20 protein-coding genes are annotated in these 23,117 nt (G+C 62.4%); 13 read left to right on the forward strand and 7 right to left on the reverse strand.

Annotated elements, in window-relative coordinates; all coding sequences use genetic code 11:
• Nucleotides 1-232 precede the first annotated feature (232 nt).
• Nucleotides 233-760 (reverse strand): histidine kinase, encoded by a 528-nt coding sequence (locus CCOS864_RS09470; protein ID WP_415842528.1) that lies wholly within the window; start codon nucleotides 758-760, stop codon nucleotides 233-235.
• A gap of 343 nt (nucleotides 761-1,103) precedes the next feature.
• Here CCOS864_RS09470 and CCOS864_RS09475 point away from each other — a divergent pair, with 343 nt between their 5' ends.
• Both CCOS864_RS09475 and CCOS864_RS09480 read left to right on the forward strand, forming a co-directional pair.
• A complete protein-coding gene (locus tag CCOS864_RS09475; protein WP_115086071.1) occupies nucleotides 1,104-2,039 on the forward strand; it encodes a chemotaxis protein CheV in 936 nt (311 codons plus the stop codon).
• A gap of 40 nt (nucleotides 2,040-2,079) precedes the next feature.
• Nucleotides 2,080-2,886 carry an MOSC domain-containing protein gene (locus tag CCOS864_RS09480; RefSeq protein WP_115086072.1) on the forward strand — a complete coding sequence of 269 codons (807 nt, stop codon included), beginning with the start codon at nucleotides 2,080-2,082 and terminating at the stop codon, nucleotides 2,884-2,886.
• A gap of 236 nt (nucleotides 2,887-3,122) precedes the next feature.
• Here the strand turns inward: CCOS864_RS09480 and CCOS864_RS09485 are convergent, their stop codons facing one another.
• Entirely contained in the window at nucleotides 3,123-5,051 is a 1,929-nt protein-coding gene (locus CCOS864_RS09485) for a transglycosylase SLT domain-containing protein (RefSeq protein WP_115086073.1), read from the reverse strand.
• 221 nt (nucleotides 5,052-5,272) lie between these two features.
• Between CCOS864_RS09485 and CCOS864_RS09490 the strand changes: the two genes are divergently transcribed.
• The gene (locus CCOS864_RS09490; RefSeq protein ID WP_115086074.1) at nucleotides 5,273-7,192 is read left to right on the forward strand and encodes an ATP-binding cassette domain-containing protein; all 1,920 of its coding nucleotides are present in this window, start codon (nucleotides 5,273-5,275) and stop codon (nucleotides 7,190-7,192) included.
• A gap of 45 nt (nucleotides 7,193-7,237) precedes the next feature.
• On the opposite strand, the gene CCOS864_RS09495 is transcribed toward CCOS864_RS09490, so the two are convergent.
• Complete coding sequence (locus tag CCOS864_RS09495) at nucleotides 7,238-7,681, reverse strand: universal stress protein (protein WP_115086075.1); 444 nt, start codon at nucleotides 7,679-7,681, stop codon at nucleotides 7,238-7,240.
• A gap of 109 nt (nucleotides 7,682-7,790) precedes the next feature.
• On the opposite strand from CCOS864_RS09495, the gene CCOS864_RS09500 reads away from it, so the two are divergent.
• The 7 genes from CCOS864_RS09500 to CCOS864_RS09535 all read left to right on the forward strand — a co-directional run bounded on the left by CCOS864_RS09500 (nucleotide 7,791) and on the right by CCOS864_RS09535 (nucleotide 16,110).
• Nucleotides 7,791-8,228: a hypothetical protein gene (locus CCOS864_RS09500; protein WP_115086076.1), complete on the forward strand. Its 438-nt coding sequence runs from the start codon at nucleotides 7,791-7,793 to the stop codon at nucleotides 8,226-8,228.
• 483 nt (nucleotides 8,229-8,711) lie between these two features.
• Nucleotides 8,712-10,859 carry a fatty acid oxidation complex subunit alpha FadB gene (fadB, locus tag CCOS864_RS09510; RefSeq protein ID WP_115086077.1) on the forward strand — a complete coding sequence of 716 codons (2,148 nt, stop codon included), beginning with the start codon at nucleotides 8,712-8,714 and terminating at the stop codon, nucleotides 10,857-10,859.
• Between the two features lie 31 nt (nucleotides 10,860-10,890).
• Entirely contained in the window at nucleotides 10,891-12,066 is a 1,176-nt protein-coding gene (gene fadA / locus CCOS864_RS09515; RefSeq protein WP_115086078.1) for an acetyl-CoA C-acyltransferase FadA, read from the forward strand.
• Nucleotides 12,067-12,145: 79 nt separating this feature from the next.
• On the forward strand, nucleotides 12,146-12,397 hold the full coding sequence (locus tag CCOS864_RS09520; RefSeq protein WP_038999245.1) for a DUF1653 domain-containing protein: 252 nt from the start codon (nucleotides 12,146-12,148) through the stop codon (nucleotides 12,395-12,397).
• A gap of 100 nt (nucleotides 12,398-12,497) precedes the next feature.
• A complete protein-coding gene (topA, locus tag CCOS864_RS09525; RefSeq protein ID WP_115086079.1) occupies nucleotides 12,498-15,110 on the forward strand; it encodes a type I DNA topoisomerase in 2,613 nt (870 codons plus the stop codon).
• A 194-nt stretch (nucleotides 15,111-15,304) separates the two neighbouring features.
• On the forward strand, nucleotides 15,305-15,826 hold the full coding sequence (locus CCOS864_RS09530) for a DUF6586 family protein (protein WP_115086080.1): 522 nt from the start codon (nucleotides 15,305-15,307) through the stop codon (nucleotides 15,824-15,826).
• 50 nt (nucleotides 15,827-15,876) lie between these two features.
• Nucleotides 15,877-16,110, forward strand: a complete 234-nt coding sequence (locus tag CCOS864_RS09535) for a hypothetical protein (protein ID WP_115086081.1) — start codon at nucleotides 15,877-15,879, stop codon at nucleotides 16,108-16,110.
• Nucleotides 16,111-16,176: 66 nt separating this feature from the next.
• Here CCOS864_RS09535 and sulA read toward each other — a convergent pair whose 3' ends face one another.
• Nucleotides 16,177-16,671, reverse strand: coding sequence for an SOS-induced cell division inhibitor SulA (sulA, locus tag CCOS864_RS09540; protein WP_115086082.1), 495 nt, complete (start codon nucleotides 16,669-16,671; stop codon nucleotides 16,177-16,179).
• A gap of 10 nt (nucleotides 16,672-16,681) precedes the next feature.
• The gene (gene lexA / locus CCOS864_RS09545; RefSeq protein ID WP_115086083.1) at nucleotides 16,682-17,290 is read right to left on the reverse strand and encodes a transcriptional repressor LexA; all 609 of its coding nucleotides are present in this window, start codon (nucleotides 17,288-17,290) and stop codon (nucleotides 16,682-16,684) included.
• Nucleotides 17,291-17,520: 230 nt separating this feature from the next.
• Between lexA and CCOS864_RS09550 the strand changes: the two genes are divergently transcribed.
• The 3 genes from CCOS864_RS09550 to nagZ are packed head-to-tail and all read left to right on the forward strand — an operon-like array spanning nucleotide 17,521 to nucleotide 19,826.
• Nucleotides 17,521-18,234 carry a TetR/AcrR family transcriptional regulator gene (locus tag CCOS864_RS09550; protein WP_115086084.1) on the forward strand — a complete coding sequence of 238 codons (714 nt, stop codon included), beginning with the start codon at nucleotides 17,521-17,523 and terminating at the stop codon, nucleotides 18,232-18,234.
• A gap of 46 nt (nucleotides 18,235-18,280) precedes the next feature.
• Complete coding sequence (locus CCOS864_RS09555) at nucleotides 18,281-18,805, forward strand: L,D-transpeptidase (protein WP_115086085.1); 525 nt, start codon at nucleotides 18,281-18,283, stop codon at nucleotides 18,803-18,805.
• A 22-nt stretch (nucleotides 18,806-18,827) separates the two neighbouring features.
• Nucleotides 18,828-19,826 carry a beta-N-acetylhexosaminidase gene (gene nagZ, locus CCOS864_RS09560; protein ID WP_208644370.1) on the forward strand — a complete coding sequence of 333 codons (999 nt, stop codon included), beginning with the start codon at nucleotides 18,828-18,830 and terminating at the stop codon, nucleotides 19,824-19,826.
• Between the two features lie 81 nt (nucleotides 19,827-19,907).
• On the opposite strand, the gene CCOS864_RS09565 is transcribed toward nagZ, so the two are convergent.
• Nucleotides 19,908-22,253, reverse strand: coding sequence for a DEAD/DEAH box helicase (locus tag CCOS864_RS09565; RefSeq protein WP_415842529.1), 2,346 nt, complete (start codon nucleotides 22,251-22,253; stop codon nucleotides 19,908-19,910).
• 294 nt (nucleotides 22,254-22,547) lie between these two features.
• Nucleotides 22,548-23,108, reverse strand: a complete 561-nt coding sequence (locus CCOS864_RS09575) for a CsiV family protein (RefSeq protein ID WP_115086089.1) — start codon at nucleotides 23,106-23,108, stop codon at nucleotides 22,548-22,550.
• Nucleotides 23,109-23,117: the final 9 nt, after the last annotated feature.

The following is a 23,117-nucleotide window of genomic DNA, read 5'->3' on the forward strand; positions in this document are numbered from 1 at the left end:
ACTCTGATAACTGACTGAATAGCCAGATTTTACGGGCTGGTACGGCGGTTCCGATTGTCTGCAAATCTAGCACTTTGCCATCAGTTTGCGAAAATACAATCTTGTCCGATATCAATTAAGCGCAATGTTTTCTTTGGGCTAACTAGAAGCACCGGAAAATACACTAAGTTGGCCGTTAGTGTGCCGCGTCGGGGGGCGGATAATCTTCGCCAGGGCATTGTTGTTATGTCCCTTAGTTACCCTTGGCTGGCGAGGAAAGTGCACTGGATTGCGCGGTGAGTGGCGCAGTCAATGAGGGGGCAGGGTGTTCGCAGGGATACCGGGTTTCGATGCAGGAGGCGCAGGCCAGAGCGGTTGCTGGGCTCAGGGCGGTGGCCAGGGTGTCGAGCAGCTGTACCTGTTCCTCGGTGTCCAGGCTCAGGCGGCCGGTGTGCGGATCGATCAGCTCCAGTTGCCAGGCCAGCAGGGTCAGGCAGCTTTCCAGGGCCTGCAGGGCTTCGCCTTGCAGTGCTGGATGCACCTGTGCCGGCTCCAGCAGGGTTTGCAACTGCAGGCTGTAGGCGGCGACCTCGACCAGGCCAAGGGTGTGTGCCCGCGTCACCAGGGTACCCAAGGTGTCGTTCAGGCAGTGGCAGGCATCCGGATCGTTGTCGATCAGTTGCAGGTGCAGCAGGCATTCCTCTGCCTTGGTCAGCAGCACCTGTGCGTCGACCAGGAAATCCTGCAGGGCGCTGTTGTGCGGTGCGTCGTTAGCCATCATTTGGCTCCAGCGCGAAGGGCTGGAGCAGGGGCTGGCCACCATGAGGCGATAGCTGACAAAAGCCTGACTCCGTTCATGCAATGAGAATGGCGTCACATTAATGGCTTATGGATATTGCGAACATCAGGTCTCACCCGATTGTCACTAGGGGATTCCCTGATGGGGTGTCTTCGATACGACCCTTTGCGGGCGTTTGCGACAGCGGAGAGGTGAGTGCAGTAAAGCATGATGGTAAAATGACATCAATGGGCTGCAGAGCATTTTCTACAAGGGGTCAAGCTCTGCGGCAAGCGGCCGATACAGGGCCATTGGATTCATTTTTGACACACCTGGGGGCTCTTCGATGGCTGGCATTCTCGACACGGTAGACCAAAGAACGCAGCTGGTGGGCGAGAACCGCCTGGAAATCCTGATGTTCCGCCTGGCTGGCCGGCAATTGTTCGCGATCAACGTGTTCAAGGTCCAGGAAGTGCTGCAGATGCCCAAGCTGACCCTGATGCCGCAGCGTCATGCGTATGTCTGCGGCGTGGTCAACCTGCGCGGGCAGACCCTGCCGGTAATCGACCTGTCCCAGGCCATCGGCATGCGCCCGCTGGAGCCGGGCCCGGGCAGCACCATCATCGTTACCGAATACAACCGTTCGGTGCAGGCCTTCCTGGTGGGCGGCGTCGACCGCATCGTCAACATGAACTGGGAAGCCATCATGCCGCCACCGACCAGTGCCGGTCGCCAGCATTACCTGACGGCGATCAGCAAGGTCGACGAGCAACTGGTGGAAATCATCGACGTCGAGAAGGTGCTGGCGGAAATCGTCCCCTACAGCGCCAAGGTGTCGCGCGACAAGCTCGAAGACCCGGTGCTGGCACGTGCCCGAGGTCGCGAAGTGCTGTTGGTGGACGACTCCACCGTGGCCCTGGCGCAGTTGCGTGACACTTTGTCGCAACTGGGGGTGAAGATGCACGTGGCCAGCGATGGCCTCAAGGCGTTGCGCATGCTCAAGGGTTGGGCCGATGCCGGCGAGGATGTCTGCGAGAAGCTGCTGATGGTCTTCACCGACGCTGAAATGCCGGAAATGGACGGCTACCGACTGACCACCGAGATCCGCAATGACCCGCGTCTGCGTGCGCTCTACGTGGTGCTGCACACCTCGCTGTCCGGCAGCTTCAACGAGTCGATGGTGAAGAAGGTTGGCTGCGACAACTTCCTCTCCAAGTTCCAGCCCGACAAGCTGGTCGATGTCGTGCGCCAACGGCTGATGCTGGATGAAGCCACGGCCTGAGTCGGTATAAGCTAGGGTTTTAACCGACACAAGGCAGGTCATGATGCGCCTGAGTGCGTTGTACCGATACCCGCTCAAATCAGCGCGCGGTGAGGCGCTGCAGACTTCCTCGCTGGACCTTCTGGGGTTGAGCGGGGACCGCCGCTGGCTGCTGGTGGAGCGTGACAATGGGCGCTTCCTGACCCAGCGCATGTACCCGCAGATGAGCCAGTTGGCGGCCTTGCACAACACCGATGGCAGCCTCACCCTGGCGGCGCCGGGTTACCCCGCATTGCACGTCGCTGTGCCGGAGCCGGATAACGACCTGCGCGGCATCACCATCTGGCGCGACAGCTTTCGCGTCCCGGATGCCGGGGACGCCGCTGCCCAGTGGCTCAGCGATTTCATCGGCAAGGACGTGCGCCTGGTGCATGTGCCCGAGCAACGCGCGCGCTATTTGCCCAGCGGTTATGGTTTGAACAGCGACCGCGTGGCGTTCGCCGATGGTTTCCCGTTGTTGCTGATCGGCCAGGCGTCGCTGGATGACCTGGTCGACAAGGTCGGGCGGCCGCTGGAGATGCTGCGCTTTCGCCCCAACCTGGTGGTGGAGGGCAGCGCGGCGTTCGCCGAGGATGGCTGGAAGCGCATCCGCATCGGCGCGGTCGAGTTCCGTGTGCTCAAGCCGTGCGAGCGCTGCATCATGACCACCATCGACCCGCAGACCGGCGAACGCAGCCCGGACCGTGAACCGCTGGCGACCTTGCGCACCTACCGGCAGAAGGAAGGGGATGTGCTGTTTGGCCAGAACCTGGTGGCGGATGGGGCAGGGGTGGTTGAGGTGGGGATGGCGGTGACGGTGCTGGAGTAGTTCGGCTGTGGACTTCTATCGCGGGGCAAGCCCGCTCCCACAGGAGTTGCACTATCCCTGAGGGCACTGCCAATCCTGTGGGAGCCGGACTTGCCGGCGATCGAGCGCGAAGCGGTCGTCATTCGGACAACGCCGAATAGGCTGGCTGGACTGACCTCATTGCTGGCAACGCCAGCTCCCACAGGTGCATGCAAATCTATTGTGGGAGCCGGCCTTGCCGGCGATGGGCTGGACGATCACTGATCGTCAAAATACCGCTCATGCCAGTCCACCAACGGCTGCGGCGAATTGAGCTTCTGCCCGTAGATCACCGAGTACGACAGTACGTTCTGCACATACTGGCGCGTCTCGTCGAAGGGGATCGACTCGACCCAGACATCGAAACTCAGGTGATCGGCACCGCGCAACCACTGGCGCACCCGGCCGGGGCCGGCGTTGTAGGCGGCGGAGGCGAGCACGCGGTTGCCGTTGAACTGGCTGTGCACCTGGCTCAGGTAGGCGGCGCCCAGCTGGATGTTCTTGTCCGGGTTGAACACCTGGGCAGGCGTGGCCAGCGGGATGCTGAACTTGCGTGCGGTCTCCTTGGCCGTGGCCGGCATCAGTTGCATCAGGCCGCTGGCACCGACACTTGAGCGCGCATCTTCCATGAATGCGCTTTCCTGGCGGGTAATGGCAAACACCCAGCTCGAATGCAGGCCGCGTACTTTGGCTTCACGCACCAGGGTGTCGCGGTGGGCCATCGGGAAGCGGATGTCCAGGTCGTCCCAGTACTTGGCCTGGCTGATGGTCCGAATGGCCGGGAAATACCAACGCATGTCGTAGGCCAGCTTGGCCTGGGCGACCATCTCGTCACGGTTGAAATGACGGCTGACGTGGTACCACTCGCGACGCCCGTCGACGATCTGGCCGCGGGCGTGGAATTCCAGCGCGCGCTTGATCCCCGGGGTGTTGCGCACTTTGTTGACGAGCTGCTGGCTCAGCACCAGCGGCTTGTTGTTCAGCTGGTAAGGGGTTTGCGAGCGGTCGGCGGCGAGGAAGCCGTAGAAGTCGCGCTCGCGAGCCACGGTTTTGTACAGCAGCGGGATTTGCGGGTTCTTCGGCTGCGCAAGCTCCAGGCTGCGCGCCTGCCAGTAGCGCCAGCGGTTGCTGGTAGCGAGGTCTTGCGGCAGGCGCTTGGTCAGCTCATAGGCATCTTCCCAGCGGCCCAGGCGCAGCAGCAGGCGCAGGCGCCATTCGGTGACGGTGTTGTCACGCAGCTCCGGGTCGTAGCGGGTCATCAGGTCCAGCGCCCGCGGGTCGTAGCGACGCGCCAGGGTCAGGCCGATTTCGCGGGCGATGGCGACTTTCTCGTCGCGGGAGAAATGCATGCGGTTGGCGTAATCGTCAAGCAGGCTCATGGCCCGCTCCGGGTCCTGGCGGGCCAGGCGGCGCAGGCCGAGGCTGACCACGTCGGACATCGCCTCGTTGACCGGGGTGAAGCGTCCGGGCTGGTTGAGCAGTTCGGGCTTCTGCGCCACGTCGATCAGCAGGCGGCCCTGGGGTGCCAGGGTGTTGAGGCTTTTGACCAGGGTGTTGGCCAGCGCATAGTTGCGGGTTTGCGCAGCCAGCTTGGCGCGCTCCCAGCGTTTTTGCTCGGTCAGCTGGCCTTCGCCAGCCCAGCGATCGAACAGCGCATCGCAGGCTGCCGGTTGCGACTTGCCGACCAGCCAGAGTTTTTCTGCGCTGGCATAGCCTTCGGCGCGCTGGCCATGGCTGAGCTGGTACTGACCATTAAGGCAGTCCAGTTCGGTGAAGTTCAGTTTTGGATCGTAGTACTTGGTGAAGGGCGCCCAGTCACCGCGCTCGGCCAGCCAGCGCAACCAGCGCAGCTTCATCCAGTTGGCCTGGGGCAGGTCGCCGTGGGCGGCGAGGAATTTCTCGATTTCGTCGTTACTGGCGGTTTTCAGCCGGGCGGTCAGTTCGTCGTAGGCCAGGTAGGGCGTTAACGGATAGTCGCGCAGGGCATCGGCATAACGCAGGTACGGACCCTTGTCGCCCTTGGCCAGGGCACGTTTGGCTTCATCGTAATATTGACGTTGCTGGGTGATGTCGGTGGCCTGGGCTACACCCACCGCCGAGGCAGTGAGAAGCAGGCTGGATACTAGGCGGAACAGGCGGCTGCGCATGAGACTTCCGGGCAGTTTGACCATGAAAAGTGACGGCGAAGCCAGCACTGTTGGAGTTGCATTGCCTTAGCTTAGCCGGTTGCAACAGGCGGATGAAAGCATTGTGCTTGTATCTGGTTGTAAAGAAGCGGCCTGTCGTCGGAAGGTGCTGTAGGGCGCGCTGCTTAATGTGAAGCCGGCTCAAGTCGGGTAGAATGCGCGCCCGGTTTTTGGAGAAGATCATGACCCTGCTCAAATTAAGCGATGTGTCCCTTGCGTTCGGCGCCACGCCGTTGTTGGACAAGGTGTCCTGGCAGATCGCCCGTGGTGAGCGGGTGTGCATCATCGGCCGCAACGGCACTGGCAAGTCGAGCATGCTGCGCCTGGTCAAGGGCGATCAGAAGCCTGATGAAGGCGACGTCTGGCGTGCCCCGGGCCTGAAGATTGGCGAGCTGCCGCAAGAATTGCCGGTGGCCGACGGCCGTACCGTGTTCGACGTGGTGGCCGAAGGCCTCGACGGCGTCGGCGCCTTGCTGGCCGAATACCACCACCTGAGCCAGAACATCCATACCGATGCCGACCTGGAAAAGCTCATGCACGTCCAGCACGACCTCGAGTCGCGCGATGGCTGGCGCCTGCAGCAACTGGTCGACAGCACCCTGAGCCGCTTGCAGTTGCCGGCCGACAAGACCCTGGCCGAGCTCTCCGGTGGCTGGCGCCGCCGCGTGCTGCTGGCCCAGGCGCTGGTGTCCGAGCCCGACCTGCTGCTGCTCGATGAACCGACCAACCACCTGGACATCGGCGCCATTGCCTGGCTTGAAGATGCCCTCAGCGGGTTTGGCGGCGCCGTGCTGTTCATCACCCACGACCGTTCCTTCCTGCAGAACCTGGCCACACGCATCCTCGAACTGGACCGCGGCGGCCTGATCGACTGGAACGGCGACTACGCCAGCTTCCTGGTGCACAAGGAAGCAGCGCTGGCGGCCGAAGAAACCGCCAACGCCCTGTTCGACAAGAAGCTGGCCCAGGAAGAAGTGTGGATCCGCCAGGGCATCAAGGCCCGGCGTACCCGTAACGAAGGCCGCGTGCGTGCCCTCAAGGCCCTGCGCGTCGAGCGCAGCGAACGCCGCGAGCGCCAGGGCAAGGCCAACATCATGCTCGATGTCGCGGAGAAATCCGGCAAGCAGGTGATGGTCCTGGAAAATGTCAGCTTCAACCATCCGGGCGGCCCGCAGCTGGTCAAGGACTTCTCCATGGTCCTGCAGCGCGAAGACCGCATCGGCCTGCTCGGCGCCAACGGTACCGGCAAGACCACTTTGCTCAAGCTGATGCTCGGTGATCTTGAGCCCACCAGCGGCAAGGTCGAGTCCGGCACGCGCCTGGAAGTGGCCTATTTCGACCAGCTGCGCCATCAGCTGGACCTGGAAAAAACCGTGATCGACAACTTGGCCGAAGGTCGCGACTTCATCGACATCGATGGCCAGAGCCGTCACGTGCTGAGCTACCTGGGTGACTTCCTGTTCAGCCCGCAGCGCGCCCGGACCCCGGTCAAGGCCCTGTCCGGTGGCGAGCGTGCGCGCCTGTTGCTGGCCAAGCTGTTCAGCAAGCCGGCCAACCTGCTGGTGCTCGACGAACCGACCAACGACCTCGACGTCGAGACCCTCGAGCTGCTCGAAGAAGTGCTGTCGGCGTTCAAAGGTACCGTGCTGATGGTCAGCCACGACCGGGCCTTCCTCGACAACGTGGTGACCAGCACCCTGGTGTTCGAAGGCGAGGGCAAGGTGCGCGAGTACGTCGGTGGTTACCAGGACTGGATCCGCCAGGGCGGTTCGCCGAAGTTGCTCGGTGTAACCGAGAGCAAGTCGGGCAAGTCCGAGCTCAACACCGCTGTGGTCGAGGCCGTGGCGCCTGCGCCGGTAGCGGCAGCAGCGGCTGAAGCACCGAAGAAAAAACTCAGCTACAAGCTGCAGCGCGAACTGGAAACCTTGCCGGGCCAGATCGACGCACTGGAGCAGAAGATGGCGGCGGTGCAGGAAGAGATTTCTGCCCCGGCCTTCTATCAGCGCCCGATCGAGCAAACCAGTGCCGTCCTGGCAAGCCTGGAGAAAATGCAGGCTGAACTGGATGTGCTGGTCGAGCGCTGGGCTGAGCTCGACAGCTGAAGGGCTGGGCCCGGCGCATGAATCTGCGCCGGGCCCGCCAGGGTTTTACTCGGCTTTTTTCTGCAGGCGTACCGCGAGCACATCGCAGGGTGCGCCATGCAGCACGTCGTTGGCGGTAGAGCCCAGCAACAGGGCCAGGCCGTGGCGGCCATGGCTGCCGACCACGATCAGGTCGCACTTCTGGTCCTTGGCCAACTGGTGGATTTCCTGGCGCGGCTGGCCGTAGGTCAGGTGCGAATCGCCGCGGTTGATTTCCGGGTACTTGTTGAACAGGCGTTCCATGCGCTCCTTGGCCTGGTCGAACTGTTGCTGTTGCAGCTGGGACAGGTCCATCGGCACGTCGCCGCCAAAGGCCATGGCCATGGGCTCGACAATGTGTACCAGGGATACCTTGGTACCGGCAGGCGTGGCCAGTTCACGGGCGCGCTTGATGACCGGGTCGCATTCTTCGGTCAGGTCGACGGCAACCAGTATGTGTTCGTAGGGCATGAGAAGCTCTCCTGACAGTCGCGATAGTTAAAGTATGGTCGGTTTCAGGCTGATCGCTTCGAACCCCGGCTAACCAGCTCATTTGCAAAGCTTTATGGGAACAACAGATATGACGGTCTGGGTAGTGGTGTCAATCCTTGCGCTGATTCTCAGCCCCCTGGCCTGGCTGCGTCCTTCGCGCAAGCAGAGCGGCCAGATGGCCCTGCGCATGGAAGCCCGGCGCATGGGCCTGGCCATGCAGCTGGCGCCCCAGGAGTGGCCGCACTGGCTGCCCAAGGAGCCGCCAAGCCCCTGTGCACAGTACCTGCGGCCGCGGCGCCAGGGCCGTAGCGACAGCTGGTGCTACTGGCAAACCACCCCCGGTGTGTGGCTCAATCAGTGGCGCGAGCCCTGCACCGATGCGGTGCATGCCGAGCAGTTGGCGCGCTTGCCGGAGAGCGTCTACAAGGTCGAGGCGGGCCCGCAGATGGTTGCCCTGTACTGGGGTGAGCGGGGCGAAGCGGCTGTATTGCAGGATATTGCCGCGGTGCTCAAGGCCCTGGCCTGATCGCTATCAATAAAAAGCCCGATTCGCAGATCGGGCGGACAGGCCAGGCAGGCCGGCGTAATACTTCATCCCTCCCAGTGTAGCCATCGCGCAGCTATCTGCTGCAAATCTCCTCGCCGATTTCGCGTTGAACGAAGATCGACGCGTGTAAGCCATTGACCACTATCGCGTCACTGAATGGCACGCCATCACCTGCGCGGCGGTTTGCCCCCCTGTCAGCAGAAAATGACCGGAAAGTCGCGTTTTCACGCAGCTTTTGGGTATTTGACAACGGCGATCTTTTCGTTGAATGTGTGCATACCCAAATCAAACGGGCGTATGAATTGAGCGTTTGTATTGTCAGACGGCTCTTACAGAATCCCGACTATCGCGCTGGCGGGTGTGCCTGGAGCAAGGGTTCGGCAGCAACGGCCAAAGGCCGGCCGGCTCTTGCATCAGCGATCGGCGTGTACAGTTCAGCTTCCATATCGTGGAGATCAGTTGATGATTTACGAAGGTAAAGCCATCACGGTTAAGGCTCTTGAAAGCGGCATCGTCGAACTGAAGTTCGACCTCAAGGGTGAGTCCGTCAACAAGTTCAACCGTCTTACCCTGAACGAATTGCGTCAGGCTGTAGACACCATCAAAGCCGACGCATCGATCAAGGGCGTGATTGTCAGCAGTGGCAAGGACGTGTTCATCGTCGGCGCGGACATCACCGAGTTTGTCGATAACTTCAAGCTGCCCGAGGCCGAACTGGTCGCCGGCAACCTGGAAGCCAACCGGATTTTCAGCGATTTCGAAGACCTGGCCGTGCCGACCGTTGCCGCGATCAATGGCATCGCCCTGGGTGGCGGTCTGGAAATGTGCCTGGCTGCGGACTACCGCGTCATGGCCAGCAGCGCCAAGATCGGCCTGCCGGAAGTCAAACTGGGCATCTACCCGGGCTTTGGCGGTACCGTGCGCCTGCCGCGCATCATCGGTGCCGACAACGCTATCGAGTGGATTGCCGCCGGCAAGGAAAACCGTGCTGAAGACGCGCTGAAAGTCGGCGCCGTCGATGCCGTGGTTGTTCCTGAACTGCTGCAGGCTGCGGCCCTGGACCTGATCAAGCGCGCCATCAGCGGCGAGCTCGACCACAAGGCCAAGCGCCAGCCAAAACTGGAAAAGATCAAGCTCAACGCCATCGAGCAGATGATGTCGTTCGAAACCGCCAAGGGTTTCGTCGCCGGTCAGGCTGGCCCGAACTACCCGGCGCCGGTCGAAGCGATCAAGAGCATCCAGAAGGCCGCCAACTTCGGTCGTGACAAGGCCCTGGAAGTCGAAGCCGCCGGCTTCGCCAAACTGGCCAAGACCTCGGTTGCCGAGAGCCTGATCGGCCTGTTCCTCAACGACCAGGAGCTCAAGCGCAAGGCCAAGGCCCACGACGAAATCGCTCACGACGTGAAGCAGGCCGCCGTGCTCGGCGCCGGCATCATGGGGGGTGGTATTGCCTACCAGTCGGCGGTCAAGGGCACCCCGATCCTGATGAAGGACATCAACGAAGCCGCCATCCAGCTGGGCCTGAACGAGGCTTCCAAGCTGCTCGGCAAGCGCGTTGAGAAGGGCCGCCTGACCCCGGCGAAAATGGCCGAAGCGCTGAATGCGATTCGCCCGACCCTGTCCTACGGCGACTTCGGCAATGTCGACATCGTTGTCGAAGCCGTGGTCGAGAACCCGAAGGTCAAGCAGGCGGTGCTGGCTGAAGTGGAAGGCCAGGTGAAGGAAGGCGCGATCCTGGCTTCCAACACCTCGACCATCTCCATCAACCTGCTGGCCAAGGCGCTCAAGCGTCCGGAAAACTTCGTCGGCATGCACTTCTTCAACCCGGTGCACATGATGCCGCTGGTCGAAGTCATCCGTGGCGAGAAGTCCAGCGAAGTGGCCGTCGCCACTACCGTGGCCTACGCCAAGAAGATGGGCAAGAACCCGATCGTGGTCAACGACTGCCCGGGCTTCCTGGTAAACCGTGTACTGTTCCCGTACTTCGGCGGTTTCGCCAAGCTGGTCAGCGCCGGTGTCGACTTCGTGCGCATCGACAAGATCATGGAAAAATTCGGCTGGCCGATGGGCCCGGCCTACCTGATGGATGTGGTCGGCATCGACACCGGCCACCACGGCCGTGACGTCATGGCCGAAGGCTTCCCGGACCGCATGAAGGATGACCGTCGCTCGGCCATCGACGTGCTCTACGAAGCCAAGCGCCTGGGCCAGAAGAACGGCAAGGGCTTCTATGCCTACGAGACCGACAAGCGCGGCAAGCCGAAGAAAGTCGCTGACGCGGCAGTCCTCGAAGTGCTCAAGCCGATCGTCTACGAGCAGCGTGAAGTCAGCGACGAAGACATCATCAACTGGATGATGATCCCGCTGTGCCTGGAAACCGTTCGTTGCCTGGAAGACGGCATCGTCGACACCGCCGCCGAAGCCGACATGGGCCTGGTCTACGGTATCGGTTTCCCTCCCTTCCGTGGCGGCGCGCTGCGTTACATCGACTCGATCGGTGTAGCCGAATTCGTTGCCCTGGCCGACAAATACGCCGATCTGGGTCCGCTGTATCACCCCACCGCGAAGCTGCGTGAAATGGCCAAAAATGGCCAGAGCTTCTTCGGTTAAGCGCCCAACGATATAGAGCGAGAGTGAATATATGAGCCTGAATCCAAGAGACGTGGTGATTGTCGACTTCGGTCGCACCCCGATGGGCCGCTCCAAGGGTGGCATGCATCGCAATACCCGCGCCGAAGACATGTCCGCGCACCTGATCAGCAAGGTGCTGGAACGCAACACCAAGGTCGACCCGAACGAAGTCGAGGACGTCATCTGGGGCTGCGTCAACCAGACCCTGGAGCAGGGCTGGAACATCGCCCGCATGGCATCCCTGATGACCCAGATCCCGCACACCGCCGCCGGCCAGACCGTCAGCCGTCTGTGCGGCTCGTCGATGAGCGCGCTGCACACCGCCGCGCAGGCGATCATGACCGGCAACGGTGATGTCTTCGTCGTTGGCGGTGTCGAGCACATGGGCCACGTCAGCATGATGCACGGTGTCGATCCGAACCCGCACATGTCGCTGTACGCCGCCAAGGCCTCGGGCATGATGGGCCTGACTGCCGAAATGCTCGGCAAGATGCACGGCATCAGCCGTGAGCAGCAGGACCTGTTCGGCGTGCGTTCGCACCGGCTCGCCCACAAGGCGACGGTCGAAGGCAAGTTCAAGGATGAAATCATCCCGATGCAGGGCTACGACGAGAACGGTTTCCTCAAGGTCTTCGACTACGACGAAACCATTCGCCCGGACACCACCCTGGAAAGCCTGGCTGCCCTCAAGCCTGCTTTCAACCCCAAAGGTGGTACCGTGACTGCCGGTACTTCGTCGCAGATCACCGACGGTGCCTCGTGCATGATCGTCATGTCGGCCCAGCGTGCCCAGGACCTCGGTATCCAGCCTCTGGCGGTGATCCGTTCCATGGCCGTGGCCGGTGTCGACCCGGCAATCATGGGCTACGGTCCGGTGCCGGCGACCCAGAAAGCGCTCAAGCGTGCGGGCCTGTCTATCGCCGATATCGACTTCTTCGAGCTCAACGAAGCCTTCGCCGCACAGGCCCTGCCAGTGCTGAAGGATCTGAAAGTGCTCGACAAGATGGATGAGAAGGTTAACCTGCACGGCGGCGCCATCGCCCTGGGCCATCCTTTCGGTTGCTCCGGTGCGCGGATTTCCGGCACTCTGCTCAACGTCATGAAGCAGAATGGCGGGACCTTCGGCGTTTCGACCATGTGCGTCGGCCTGGGCCAAGGCATCACCACCGTCTTCGAACGCGTTTAACCGTTCGCTGGATGGAAACCGGGGCCTGGTGCCCCGGTTTTTGTTTTTGCAGGAATTTTTTTTCAAGAGGGTGAGCAACATGCAGATACAACCAGGCGTATACCGGCATTACAAGGGGCCTGAGTATCGTGTGTTCGGCGCCGCGCGCCATTCCGAAACCGAGGAATGGGTGGTGTTCTACCAGGCCTTGTACGGTGAATTCGGCCTTTGGGTGCGACCGCTTTCGATGTTTCTCGAGTCGGTCGAGGTTGACGGCGAGCAAGTGCCGCGCTTTGCTTTGGTCAAGGCTGAAACCGGGCTGATTTCCGGGTCCGAAGCCAAGGGTGGCTAAAGCCCCGCGCTTGACCTCACTCTGTTGCCACTATATATAGCGGTGCCGCGTCAGGTACCTGCCGTGTTTTTATTTTCAGTATTCAGGAATTTTCCGATCCATGGGCAAATCGCTGGTCATTGTGGAATCCCCGGCTAAGGCCAAGACCATCAACAAGTACCTGGGCAGCCAGTACGTGGTGAAGTCGAGTATCGGCCATATCCGAGACCTGCCCACCAGCGGTTCGGCCAGCGCCAGCAAGGAGCCTGCCGCCAAGCGCGGCAAGGCCGCCGCGGGCGAGGCGCCGGCCCTGTCGCCGAAAGAGAAGGCGCGCAAGCAGCTGGTCGCGCGCATGGGTGTCGACCCTGACCACGGCTGGAAAGCCAAGTACGAGATTCTCCCGGGCAAGGAGAAGGTCATCGACGAGCTGCGTCGCCTGGCCAAGGATGCCGACACCATCTATCTCGCAACCGACTTGGATCGCGAGGGGGAAGCCATTGCCTGGCACCTGCGCGAAGCCATCGGTGGTGACGACAGCCGCTACAAGCGCGTGGTGTTCAACGAAATCACCAAGAAAGCTATCCAGGAAGCGTTCTCGCAGCCTGGCGAGCTGGATATCGACCGGGTCAACGCCCAGCAGGCACGACGCTTCCTCGATCGCGTGGTGGGCTACATGGTCTCGCCACTGCTGTGGGCCAAGATCGCCCGTGGCCTGTCCGCCGGCCGCGTGCAGTCGGTAGCGGTGAAGCTGGTGGTCGAGCGTGAGCGCGAGATCCGTGCCTTCATCCCCGAGGAATACTGGGAAGTGCACGCCGACCTGGGCACTGCCAAGGACGCCAAGGTGCGTTTCGAGGTGGCCCGCGAGAACGGCGAAGCCTTCAAGCCGCTGAATGAAGCCCAGGCCATGGCAGCGCTGGCGCAGCTCAAGTCGTCCAGCTACACCGTGGCCAAGCGTGAAGACCGCCCGACCAGCAGCAAGCCGTCGGCGCCGTTCATCACCTCGACCCTGCAGCAGGCCGCGAGCAACCGCCTGGGCTTCGGCGTAAAGAAAACCATGATGATGGCCCAGCGTCTGTACGAAGCCGGCTACATCACCTACATGCGTACCGACTCGACCAACCTCTCGGTCGATGCGGTAGAAATGGCCCGCAGCTACATCGAAACCGAGTTCGGCAAGAAGTACCTGCCCGAAGCGCCGATCGTCTACGGCAGCAAAGAGGGTGCCCAGGAAGCGCACGAAGCGATTCGTCCATCCGACGTCAACACCCATCCGACCAAGCTCAGCGGCATGGAGCGCGATGCCGAGCGTCTGTACGAGCTGATCTGGCGTCAATTCCTGGCCTGCCAGATGCCACCGGCGCAGTACCTGTCGACCACCGTCAGCGTCACCGCAGGCAACTTCGAGCTGCGTGCCAAGGGCCGTATCCTCAAGTTCGACGGTTACACCCGCGTGCTGCCGCAACAGAGCAAGCCGGGCGATGACGATGTGCTGCCGGAAATGAACCAGGGCGAAGTGCTCAAGCTGATCCAGATCGACCCAAGCCAGCATTTCACCAAGCCACCAGCGCGTTACTCCGAAGCCAGCCTGGTCAAGGAGATGGAAAAACGCGGTATCGGTCGTCCTTCGACTTATGCTGCGATCATCTCGACCATTCAGGATCGCGGTTATGTGACCCTGCACAACCGCCGCTTCTACTCCGAGAAGATGGGCGACATCGTCACCGAGCGCCTGTCCGAGAGCTTCTCCAACCTGATGGACTACGGCTTCACTGCCGGCATGGAAGAGAACCTCGATGACGTGGCCCAGGGCGAACGCGACTGGAAAAACGTGCTGGACGAGTTCTATGGCGACTTCAGCAACAAGCTGAAGCTGGCCGAAGACGGCGAGAAGGGCATGCGTGCCAACCAGCCGACCCTGACCAACATTGCCTGCAAGGAATGTGGCCGGCCGATGATGATCCGCACCGCCTCCACCGGCGTGTTCCTTGGCTGTTCGGGCTACAGCCTGCCGCCCAAAGAGCGCTGCAAGGCCACCGTCAACTTGGTCCCGGGCGATGAAATCGCGGCCGACGACGAGGGTGAATCGGAATCGCGGGTGCTGCTCAACAAGCACCGTTGCCCGATCTGCTCGACAGCCATGGATGCTTACCTGCTCGACGAGAAGCGCAAGCTGCACATCTGCGGTAACAACCCGGACTGCACCGGCTATGAAATCGAAGAGGGCAACTACCGCATCAAGGGCTATGAAGGGCCGAGCCTGGAATGCGACAAGTGCGGTAGCGAGATGCAGCTCAAGACCGGCCGTTTCGGCAAGTTCTTCGGTTGCACCAACGCCGAGTGCAAGAACACCCGCAAGCTGCTCAAGAGCGGCGAGGCGGCGCCGCCGAAGATGGATGCGGTGAAGATGCCGGAGCTCAAGTGCGAGAAAGTCAACGACACCTACGTGTTGCGTGACGGCGCTTCGGGGTTGTTCCTGGCTGCCAGTCAGTTCCCGAAAAACCGCGAGACCCGCGCACCGCTGGTGATCGAGATCATCCCGCACAAGGACGAGATCGATCCGAAGTACCACTTCCTCTGCGAAGCGCCGAAGAAAGACCCGGACGGTCGCCCGGCGGTGATCCGCTACAGCCGCAAGACCAAGGAGCAGTACGTGCAGACCGAGGTTGATGGCAAGCCGACTGGCTGGCGTGCGTTCTACGACGGCAATGCCTGGAAGGTCGAAGACAAGCGCTGATCGAGCTTGGGGCCGCTGTTCGCGGCCCATCGCCGGCAAGGCCGGCTCCCACAGGGAGTGCAATCGCCGCCGACTCTGTGGGAGCCGGCCTTGCCGGCGATCGACCGCAAAGCGGTCGCCACCTAGACTTGCAGTAGGGCAGGGCAATCCGTGACACTCACAGACCGCCTTGCAGCCTTTCGGAGGGCACCCAGATGGCCCAGGAACTCTACACCCGCACCAACCAGAAGATTTTCTTCGCAGGCCTGGCCCTCGAAGCCCTTGGCAAGGCGCAGGAGAGCCGGGCCATGAATGCCCAGGCGCTGATCCAGGCCGAGCGTGAATCGGCGCTGTTCCACCTCTACGGCGCGCTGTTGAGCTTATGTCACGAGATTGCCGGGTTTTACCGCTTACCCCAGGCGGGCGCTCCCCGTGCCGAGCTGCTGCTCACCCGCGAAGTCCTTGAAGCCATCGCCATCCCGGAAATGGCCGAACTGGTGGAACTGGCCGAGCAACGCGAAACCTGGCTGGCGCAACTGCTCAGCGCTTATGCCGATTTGTTCCGACCGCCGGTCGCGAAAAAAGCGCCAAAAACCGACGTTACCCAGCCGCTGATCCAGGCGGTGAGCCTCGATGAACCCGAGGCGCCAGCGCTGTCGCGTGAAGAGCTGGAAAGCTGGCGGCAGAATCTCAAGGGCCTCACGGTTCGTTTTCGTGAAGGCTTGAGTGAGTGCTGATTGGGGCGGTGGCTGGTACAATGCCGGCCTTTCGTGGAGAACAGCCCTTTATGCCAACGTCCTTTCTAGAAATTGTCGAGTTGCCTGATGGCCGGATCGAGCTGCGCCGCGCCGAGGACGAGGGTTCGTTGGTAACCCTGGATTTCTCCGAGGACGCCAAAGCCTTTTTGCAAGGTCAGCACGTGGAAGTGGCCAAGGCCATGCTCAGTGTTGGCGTGCAGATGGCTGGCAAGCTGGTAGAAGGCGAGATCGATCGCGACGAAGGGCCGCGAGTCCTGCACTGATCGCCTGTGCGGCTTCCTCGTCCTGAGGAAGCCTGGCGAAATCAACTGTTGAAACAGACCTGAGTATCAGCCGAGGCGGATGTTCAGGCTTTGTGCGTCTCCGGCGCGAGCTGCATTGCTCAGTTGCTGGCGGGCGCTGCTGCTGACGGTGTTGAGCCAGCTGACCACGGTGTGGCTACGGCCCAGGCGCAGGGCGTCGCAGGCCAGTTGCAGTGCGCTCTGGTTGCCGCGTGGTTGCAGCAGCAGGATGCGCTCACGGTTCAGGCCGGCCTCGCGCAGCCAGGCCTGAGTCAGGCTGGCGGGTGGGGCGATCAGGGTTAGCCAGCGGGCGTCATGTTCTTCGCTCAACTCGCTCAGTTCACGCAGCATCGGGGCCAGCAGGCTCTGGCAGCTACCCAGTGCGCCACGCAAAGACAGCTCGCTGAAAACCTGGGCCGCGCCGGGGTGGGGCGCTGGCTTGGCGTTTTTCAGTCCGGGCAGCACCGGCTGGGCCAGGAATGCTTCGAACAGTGGCAATTGTGCTTGCAGCGGTACGTTCTGTGACGCAGGGGGAAACTGCATGATGCCTCCTTTACCGGCGTATGACGCCGACACTCAAGCCCTCGATCACCAGCTCCTGGTCTTTCAGGTTGACTTCGATGGGGGCGAATTCGGGGTTCTCGGCAATCAGCCAGACCTTGCTGCCTTCGCGCTTGAAGCGCTTGACCGTGACTTCATCGCCAATGCGGGCAACGACGATCTGGCCGTTACGGGCTTCGCGGCAGGTGTGTACGGCCAGCAGGTCGCCGTCGACGATGCCGACGTCCTTCATGCTCATGCCGTGAACGCGCAGCAGGTAGTCGGCGCGGGGGTTGAAGAACGCCGGGTTGATGTTGCAGGATTCTTCGATGTGTTGCTGGGCGAGGATCGGCGCACCGGCTGCCACCCGGCCGATGATCGGCAGGCCGCTGTCGTCGGGCTTGGCTTCGAAGCCGGGGATGCGAATGCCCCGTGACGCCCCCGGGGTCATTTCGATCGCACCCTTGCGGGCCAGGGCCTTGAGGTGTTCCTCGGCGGCGTTGGGCGACTTGAAGCCCAGTTCCTGGGCGATTTCCGCGCGGGTCGGCGGGAAGCCGTTGTCTTCCAGGCAGCGTTTGATAAAAGCCAGAATCTCAGCTTGGCGTGGCGTCAGTTTTAGCATGTCGATCGCTCTGTCTTTTTATACAGTGACTGGGATTATATACAGTGGGTGGCAAGCTGCAAGCGCCAAGCTTCAAGAAACGGCGCATGGGCGCTCCTGCAGCTTGCAGCTTGTGGCTTGCAGCTATGGTTTAATACGTGACCGCATGGCCGCAAAACGGCTGCACGGACTTGACAAAACACCGCTTTGAAACGTATGTTTCAAACAAGTGTTTGTCAGGCGGAGTAGTCATGGCCCAGTCGGAAACCGTAGAACGCATTCTCGATGCTGCCGAGCAGCTGTTCGCGGAAAAAGGTTTTGCCGAAACCTCATTACGGCTGATCACCAGCAAGGCCGGCGTCAACCTGGCTGCGGTGAACTACCACTTCGGTTCGAAGAAGGCCCTTATTCAGGCGGTCTTCTCGCGCTTCCTCGGGCCTTTCTGCGCGAGCCTTGAGCGCGAGCTGGAGCGCCGCCAGGCGCGCCCCGAACAAAAGCCCACCCTTGAAGAGCTGCTGGAGATGCTGGTTGAGCAGGCGCTGGTGGTGCAGCCACGCAGCGGCAATGACCTGTCGATCTTCATGCGCCTGCTGGGCCTGGCCTTCAGCCAGAGCCAGGGCCACCTGCGGCGTTACCTTGAAGACATGTACGGCAAGGTGTTCCGCCGCTACATGCTGCTGGTCAACGAAGCCGCACCGCGTATTCCGCCGATCGAGTTGTTCTGGCGCGTGCACTTCATGCTCGGCGCCGCGGCGTTCAGCATGTCCGGGATCAAGGCGTTGCGCGCCATTGCCGAAACCGATTTCGGTATCAATACCTCGATCGAACAGGTCATGCGCCTGATGGTGCCGTTCCTGGCCGCCGGCATGCGCGCCGACAGTGGCGTCACCGACGAGGCCATGGCTGCCGCACAACTGCGCCCACGCAGCAAGTCCGGCAGCACCCCGGTCGCCGCCAAGGCCTGACGTCACGGCTGGGCGCGGCGAGCCGCATCGGCTAAGCTAGCGCCCCATGGCCAGTCTCGATTTCCTGCACATTTCCCTCGCTGATCAATGCCTTTATGGGTTCGCCCAGGGGCAGTTGCGCCTGCGTCTTGAGGTGTCCACCGCGCGCAACGGTGCCGGTGAGCTCAAAGGTTCGGGCTGCACGCCGCGTGGGCGCCATCAGGTGCGCGCCAAGATCGGTGCCGGCCTGGCGCAAGGCGCGGTGTTGCGAGGTCGACGCTGGACCGGCGAAACCTGGTCGCCTGAACTGCACGAACAATTTCCCGGTCGCGACTGGATCCTCACGCGCATACTCTGGCTCAGCGGTTGTGAGCCGGGCATCAATCGCCTGGGGCCGGTCGACACCTTTCGTCGTTACATCTACCTGCATGGCACTCCCGATAGTGAACCTATGGGCGTGCCGTTGTCCCATGGCTGCGTGCGCTTGCGCAACGCCGACCTGCTGAGCCTGTTCGACCAGGTGCCGGTGCATTGCCCGGTGCAGATCGACGAAGCCGCATGCCCCCAATGGGCTCACATCAGCGTCAACTGAAGGATCAATTATGAGTGCCAGCCTGCAAGGCTCCCTGATGGTCGACATCGCCGGTACCTGGCTGACCGCCGAGGACCGCCAGCTTTTGCGCCAGCCCGAAGTGGCCGGCCTGATTATCTTCGCCCGTAACATCGAATGCCCGCGCCAGGTGCGCGAGCTGTGCGCTTCGATCCGCGCCATTCGCCCGGAGCTGATCCTGGCGGTGGACCAGGAGGGTGGTCGGGTCCAGCGCCTGCGCCAGGGTTTTGTACGCCTGCCGGCGATGCGTGCGATTGCCGATAACGACAATGCTGAATACCTGGCCGAGCAATGCGGTTGGCTGATGGCCACCGAAGTGCTGGCGGTGGGCCTGGACCTGAGCTTCGCTCCGGTGCTGGACCTCGATCACCAGCGCAGCGCCGTGGTCGGCAGCCGCGCCTTCGAAGGTGATCCGCAGCGCGCCACGCTACTGACCGGTGCCTTTATCCGCGGTATGAACGCCGCGGGCATGGCCGCCTGTGGCAAGCATTTCCCCGGCCATGGCTGGGCCGAGGCCGATTCCCATGTGGCGATTCCCACCGATGAGCGCAGCCTGGAGCAGATCCGCGCGGCCGATCTGGTGCCGTTCACTCGTTTGAGTGGGCAGCTGGCGGCGGTGATGCCGGCCCATGTGATCTATCCACAGGTCGACAACCAGCCGGCCGGTTTCTCCCGGCGCTGGCTGCAGGACATCCTGCGCGGCGAGTTGGGTTTCAATGGGGTGATCTTCAGTGACGACCTGTCCATGGCCGGTGCCCATGTGGTCGGTGACGCGGCCAGTCGAATCGAGGCGGCGCTGAGCGCCGGCTGTGACATGGGCCTGGTGTGCAATGACCGGGCAGCAGCCGAGCTTGCGCTGACAGCGGCCCAGCGCCTGAAGGTCAAACCTTCGCCACGTATCGCGCAGATGCGCGGGCAGGGCTTTGCCCGTACCGACTATCGTCAACAGCCGCGCTGGCTGGAGGCGCTTGGGGCGCTCAAGGAAGCTCAACTGGTAGATTGATTGCAGGGCTGCGTTGCAGCCCATCGCTGGCAAGCCAGCTCCCACAGGGTCCGTGTGGGAGCTGGCTTGCCAGCGATGGATTCACCGCGCACTAGCGCCGTGCCGCTTCCCCGGCAACGGCGCCAACAGCGCATCGATATCTTCCGCCGCCAAACGCCAGTCCCCCGCCTGCCGTCCATCCAGCACACCCGCCGCCAGCGCCGATTTCTCCTGCTGCAACTGCTGGATCTTCTCTTCCACCGTGCCCCGGGTAATCAGCTTGTAGACGAACACCGGCTTCTCCTGGCCAATGCGATAAGCGCGGTCGGTGGCCTGGTTTTCCGCTGCCGGGTTCCACCACGGGTCGTAGTGGATCACGGTGTCAGCCGCGGTCAGGTTCAAGCCAACGCCGCCGGCCTTGAGGCTGATCAGAAAGATCTGCAGCTGGCCGCTTTGGAAGTCCTGCACCGGCGCCCGGCGATCGCGGGTTTCGCCGGTCAGCAGGGCGTAGGCGATACCGCGTTGCTGCAGCTCTGCCTCGATCAATCGCAGCATGCTGGTGAACTGCGAAAACAGCAGCACCCGCCGGCCTTCGGCGAGAAGCTCTTCGAGCATCTCCATCAGGCTCGCAAGCTTGCCTGAATGAGCGCCCCGAGCGGTCGAGGCCTCGCTGTTGATCAGGCGCAGGTCGCAGCACACCTGGCGCAGCTTGAGCAGCGCTTCGAGGATGATGATCTGGCTGCGCGCCACGCCCTTGCGGGTGATTTCCGCACGGACTTTCTGGTCCATGGCCAGGCGCATGGTTTCGTACACGTCGCGCTGCGCATCGCTGAGCTCGACCCAGTGGATCATCTCGGTCTTGGCCGGCAGTTCGGTGGCCACCTGTTCCTTGGTGCGGCGCAACAGGAAGGGTTTGATCCGGGCGTTGAGGTGCTGCAGGCGTTCGCCATTGCCCTGGCGCTCGATCGGCACCCGGTAGTCGCGGTTGAAGGCTTTGGCATCACCCAGCCAGCCAGGCAGCAGGAAGTGAAACAGCGACCACAGCTCGCCCAGGTGGTTTTCCAGCGGCGTGCCGCTCAGGCACAGGCGCTGGCGGGCTTCGAGCTGACGCGCCGCCTGGGCCGCCTTGCTGCCCGGGCTCTTGATGTACTGCGCCTCGTCGAGGATCAGCACATGCAGCATCAGGCCCTTGAAGTGCGCCAGGTCCTTGGGCAGCAGGGCATAGGTGGTCAGCAGCAGGTCGTAGTCCTGCAGGTTGTCGAAATGCTTGCGCCGGCCGATGCCCTGCAGGGCCAGAACCCGCAAGCCGGGGGCGAAGCGTTCGGCTTCGTCCTGCCAGTTGGGGATCAGGCTGGTGGGCATCACCACCATGGCCGGACGGGTCAGGCGCCCGGCGTTCTTTTCGCTGAGCAGGTGGGCGAGGGTCTGCAGGGTTTTGCCCAGGCCCATGTCGTCAGCGAGGATGCCACCGACCTCCAGCTCGCGCAGGGCCTGCATCCAGCTCAGGCCTTCGATCTGATAGGGGCGCAGGATAGCATTCAGGCCATCCGGGGTTTGCGCCGGCTGCAGGCGGATATCGCGCAGGCGCTCGCCCAGGCCGCGTACCCGCTCGCCGCCTTGCCAGCTCAGCGGCAGGTCTTCCAGGGCGTTGAGGCGGGTGGCGTCGAGGGTGGGCAGGCGCACGCTGGTTTCACCGGGCTCACGCAGGTAGAAGTCGCCGAGGGTTGCCAGTACCGGCTTGAGGCGGCCGTAGGGCAGGGCCACTTGCAGGCTGCGCCGTGCTTCGCCCGCAGGGGCGGGAATCTGCACCAGCAACTGTTCATCATCGCGGCGCTTGTGCAATTGCGCCGGGTTGAGCAGTTCCGGATGGCTGCGCAGTACGTTGAGCAGGATCGGCAGCAGGCTCAGGCGCTGGCCATTGACCTCGATGCCCAGTTCCAGGTCGAACCAGTCGCGGCCGCTGGCCTCGTCGATCTGCGCGTACCAGTCGTCAACCTCGGCGAGATTGAAGGCGAAGTCGTCGGTGTACTCGATCTCCCAGCCTTGCTCGCGCAGGGCGGGCAGGTCGTTGAGCATGAAGCGCAGCCAGGCCGCTTCGGAAGCCAGTTCCAGCAGGTCGCCGGCGCTCTCCGGCAAGGCCTTGCTCTGCCGGGTGGCGACCTTGAAACCCAGGCGCTGAAGGGTCTGGCGGATCTGGCTTTCGATCTCGGTGTGGCGCTGTATGCGTTGGCTGGTGGTGCCATCCAGGCGGGTGACTTCCTTGCCTTGCCTGCCGCTGGCGCGAATGCCGTCATAGTTGAACGACAGCGCCGCCCGGTGCTGGTGCTGGCGCTGCATCCTGCCGGTTTGCGGCACGTAGGCGCTGAATTCGTGGCTGCCCAGAATCAGGTGGGGCGTGGGGGCAATACCGTCGATGATCTTCTCGCTCAATGTTCTGGGGGTGGGGATCTGCCGATTGAGGGTGTGGATCCGGTGGCTGAATTTTACCACCTGGCTTTGCGGAACCACCGGCGCCGAAGCGAGGTACGAAGCAATGACTTGATCATAGCTGTGGCGCAGGCGGCCAATCCTTTCCTCGGCCGGATCAACGTAGTACTGCCATCCTTGCGGCGGTTGCAGGTGTACGGGGTAATCGAGGCTTTGCCCTCTGGCATCAGGTCCAGCTCGTACACCAGCATGCGCCCGACGTGGCTGACGGCTTGGCCAGTCTGTCGAGCCAGTTTTCCAAGGGCGGGCATCCGGCTACTGCTCCATCATCTCCGGCGCAGGCGTCGGCGCGCTCACTGGCCGGTTGGCTGTGACCTTGAGCAGCAGGGCCAGGTGGCCGCCGTCGAGAAAGGTCAGCTCGCCATTTTTGATGTTGCTGTTGCTCTGCTTGAGCGGCTCGCTCTGGATCACGCTGCCATTGCCGTCGAACTGGTTGACCCAGAAGTTGGCATCCGCTGCGATGAAACGCTCTTCCTTGAGGGTCAGGTTGCCGGCGATGGGGAACTGGCCGAAGTGTTCTTCGCCATCGCTGATCGCCACCGTGCCGGCGTCCTGTTTCCAGGCCTTGTGCAGCAGCACGGTGTACTGTGGGTCGGCCGCAAGCTTGGCCGCCTCGTCATTCAGTACCGGTTGGCGCAGGTCAGCCTCGGCGACGACCTGGGCGCCGTTGCGCCAGTCTTCCGGGGCCGACTTGCTGGTGATTGCCGGCACGGCGTTCTGCCGCACCAGGATCATTTCGACCTGAAAAGTGCCATCGGCAAATGCCGCCGGGGCAATCAGCGCCAGCAGCAGGGTCAGGCTACGCATTGCACGCATGGATCTTCC

The sequence above is a fragment of the Pseudomonas wadenswilerensis genome (assembly GCF_900497695.1).
GTDB lineage: Bacteria > Pseudomonadota > Gammaproteobacteria > Pseudomonadales > Pseudomonadaceae > Aquipseudomonas > Aquipseudomonas wadenswilerensis.

Excerpts from the sequence above, each read along its gene's own strand:
- CCOS864_RS09470 (WP_415842528.1), bottom strand. The coding sequence starts at position 760 with ATGATGGCTAACGACGCACCGCACAACAGCGCCCTGCAGGATTTCCTG.
- fadB (WP_115086077.1), top strand. The coding sequence starts at position 8,712 with ATGATTTACGAAGGTAAAGCCATCACGGTTAAGGCTCTTGAAAGCGGC.
- fadA (WP_115086078.1), top strand. The coding sequence starts at position 10,891 with ATGAGCCTGAATCCAAGAGACGTGGTGATTGTCGACTTCGGTCGCACC.
- CCOS864_RS09530 (WP_115086080.1), top strand. The coding sequence starts at position 15,305 with ATGGCCCAGGAACTCTACACCCGCACCAACCAGAAGATTTTCTTCGCA.
- CCOS864_RS09475 (WP_115086071.1), top strand. The coding sequence starts at position 1,104 with ATGGCTGGCATTCTCGACACGGTAGACCAAAGAACGCAGCTGGTGGGC.
- CCOS864_RS09520 (WP_038999245.1), top strand. The coding sequence starts at position 12,146 with ATGCAGATACAACCAGGCGTATACCGGCATTACAAGGGGCCTGAGTAT.
- CCOS864_RS09490 (WP_115086074.1), top strand. The coding sequence starts at position 5,273 with ATGACCCTGCTCAAATTAAGCGATGTGTCCCTTGCGTTCGGCGCCACG.
- CCOS864_RS09485 (WP_115086073.1), bottom strand. The coding sequence starts at position 5,051 with ATGCGCAGCCGCCTGTTCCGCCTAGTATCCAGCCTGCTTCTCACTGCC.
- CCOS864_RS09495 (WP_115086075.1), bottom strand. The coding sequence starts at position 7,681 with ATGCCCTACGAACACATACTGGTTGCCGTCGACCTGACCGAAGAATGC.
- sulA (WP_115086082.1), bottom strand. The coding sequence starts at position 16,671 with ATGCAGTTTCCCCCTGCGTCACAGAACGTACCGCTGCAAGCACAATTG.
- CCOS864_RS09535 (WP_115086081.1), top strand. The coding sequence starts at position 15,877 with ATGCCAACGTCCTTTCTAGAAATTGTCGAGTTGCCTGATGGCCGGATC.
- CCOS864_RS09555 (WP_115086085.1), top strand. The coding sequence starts at position 18,281 with ATGGCCAGTCTCGATTTCCTGCACATTTCCCTCGCTGATCAATGCCTT.
- lexA (WP_115086083.1), bottom strand. The coding sequence starts at position 17,290 with ATGCTAAAACTGACGCCACGCCAAGCTGAGATTCTGGCTTTTATCAAA.
- CCOS864_RS09480 (WP_115086072.1), top strand. The coding sequence starts at position 2,080 with ATGATGCGCCTGAGTGCGTTGTACCGATACCCGCTCAAATCAGCGCGC.
- CCOS864_RS09500 (WP_115086076.1), top strand. The coding sequence starts at position 7,791 with ATGACGGTCTGGGTAGTGGTGTCAATCCTTGCGCTGATTCTCAGCCCC.
- topA (WP_115086079.1), top strand. The coding sequence starts at position 12,498 with ATGGGCAAATCGCTGGTCATTGTGGAATCCCCGGCTAAGGCCAAGACC.
- CCOS864_RS09550 (WP_115086084.1), top strand. The coding sequence starts at position 17,521 with ATGGCCCAGTCGGAAACCGTAGAACGCATTCTCGATGCTGCCGAGCAG.
- CCOS864_RS09575 (WP_115086089.1), bottom strand. The coding sequence starts at position 23,108 with ATGCGTGCAATGCGTAGCCTGACCCTGCTGCTGGCGCTGATTGCCCCG.